Below are 1957 nucleotides of genomic sequence, written 5' to 3' on the forward strand. Positions count from 1 at the left end.
GCGCAAAGCGATAATGTCATCCCGGAACAAAGCGAAAGTGTCACTCGCCCTGCCGGTGATGGCGAGGGAGAGCTTCCGTGGGATGGGTGTTGATGAGCGAACGGGAATTGCAGCGGGTCGACGTTCTGGCTCGGGCCGATGACGGGCGGCTGGGCATCGATGCCGGTGCAGGCATCCCGGGCGTCAGCCGCCGCCAGATGTTCCGGCTCCTGAAGCGGTACCGTGGCGGCGGCGCGGCCTCGATCCGCCATGCATCGCGCGGCCGGACGGCGGGCAACCGGATCCCCGGCGCCCGGCGCGATCTCGCGCTTGCGCTTGTCCGCGAGAACTACAGCGATTTCGGCCCGGCGCTCGCGGCCGAGAAGCTGGCGGAGCTGCACGGGATCCGGGTGTCGCGCGAGACGCTCCGGAAATGGACGGTCGCGGCGGAGCCGTGGCTCCCGCGCCGGCAGCGGCACCGCATCCACCAGCTGCGCCTGCGCCGGGAAGCCCTCGGCGAGCTGATCCGGATCGACGGCTCGCAACATCGGTGGTTCGAGGAATGAGCCGCCGGCGCGCCGTCGCCCGTCGGGCTCGAACCGATGGCGCCACGATGGGAAACTCCGAGCGGTGGCGGCGAATGGGATCCGTGCACGCTCCTCGTGTTCATCGACGACGCCACCAGCAGGCTGATGCACCTGGAATTCGCCCCCTCCGAAAGCAGGTTCAGCGACTTCGGCGCGCTCGATCGGCACCTTGCCCGGCACGGCCGCCCCGCGGCACGCGCCATTGTCCTCGGACCAATGGCGGACAATGGCGCGTTGCAGCGACAGGCACACCGTCTTCCGCGTCCCGAAACCCGGCCGGCATTCCAACGGGATGACCCGGTTCGGCCGGGCCCTGGGCGAACTGCAGATCGAGATCCCCTGCGCCAGTTCCAGCCAGGCCGAGGGCCGGGTCGAACGCGCCAGCCGGACGTTGCAGGACCGGCTGGCGAAGGAGCTGCGCCTGGCCGGGCTCTCCGGCATCGAGGCTACGAACGCCGTCCTGCCCGGCTTCGCGGAACGCGCGAATGCGCGCTTCGCCGTCACTCCGCTGCGGGCCCAAGACCTCCACCCTCCCCTGAACGTCGCTCCGGACCGGCTGAGAGACATCCTGTGCCTGCGCGACCAGCGCCGCCTCTGCAGGACGCTGACCATTGCCCATGACCGCATGAAGCTGCTGGCGGAAGACAGCGACCTCTCCCGGTCCGCCGCAGGCCAGCATGCCGATGTCTGCGGGTTCGCCGACGGCCAGCTCCAGGTCCGGCACAAGGGCATGGCACTGCCCTTCCGGATCTTCGATCCGCGCCAGCAGCGCGTGACCCACGCTGCCATCACCGAGACCAAGCGCCTGTCGGCGGTGCTCGCTCATATCATGGCGGAGCAGGAAAAACCGCCGCCCGCCGTGACCGTGCCGCCATCGAGCGCCCATGCCGGCTACAGGAAGAAGGGCGGAAGGCACCCGGGGCGCCCCTCGCGCCTGGAGCTCCGGGCAAGGAAGCGCGCCGAAACCGCAGCCGGGCAGGCCTCCGATTGACGGAGGTCTCCGGCCTGCCCGGCTGCTCGCAGCATCGCCAGGGTGACACTTCAGATTTGCGTTTGCATATGCGGCATCAGCCACTCGTCCGCAGAAGAACCTGCTTCAGGGTCGTGACTGTGGATCGACCTGTGCCGCAGCCTGGCCAGTCCTTACACGATCGCCGGACGGAGGCGCCCTCGGCATGAGCGGCAGGTCCCGGGACTTGCCGTGGCTGCGCGGACCGACCGGGCGACCGTTTCCGGACCATTGCGGCGGTGCGCCGGGCCGGTACGCGGGGCCGGACTGCCGGGTCGGCGGCTTGTGCGACCGGGACGTTCCCCCTAGAAGAGCGGCGACGGCCATCGGCCGATACCCTCAAGCTGTGACCGGATGCCAAGAATGACCTTTCTCCGCCTTG

At 69.5% G+C, this 1957-nt stretch carries 2 protein-coding genes; both read left to right on the top strand.

What is annotated here, in order from left to right:
• Positions 1-92 precede the first annotated feature (92 nt).
• The gene (locus FGX59_RS40010) at positions 93-545 is read left to right on the top strand and encodes a helix-turn-helix domain-containing protein (protein WP_370296515.1); all 453 of its coding nucleotides are present in this window, start codon (positions 93-95) and stop codon (positions 543-545) included.
• Positions 546-858: 313 nt separating this feature from the next.
• Positions 859-1557 (top strand): hypothetical protein, encoded by a 699-nt coding sequence (locus FGX59_RS40015; protein WP_370296517.1) that lies wholly within the window; start codon positions 859-861, stop codon positions 1555-1557.
• The last annotated feature ends 400 nt before the right edge of the window (positions 1558-1957 follow it).

The organism is Poseidonocella sp. HB161398, assembly GCF_005870025.1.
Taxonomy (GTDB): domain Bacteria; phylum Pseudomonadota; class Alphaproteobacteria; order Rhodobacterales; family Rhodobacteraceae; genus Mangrovicoccus.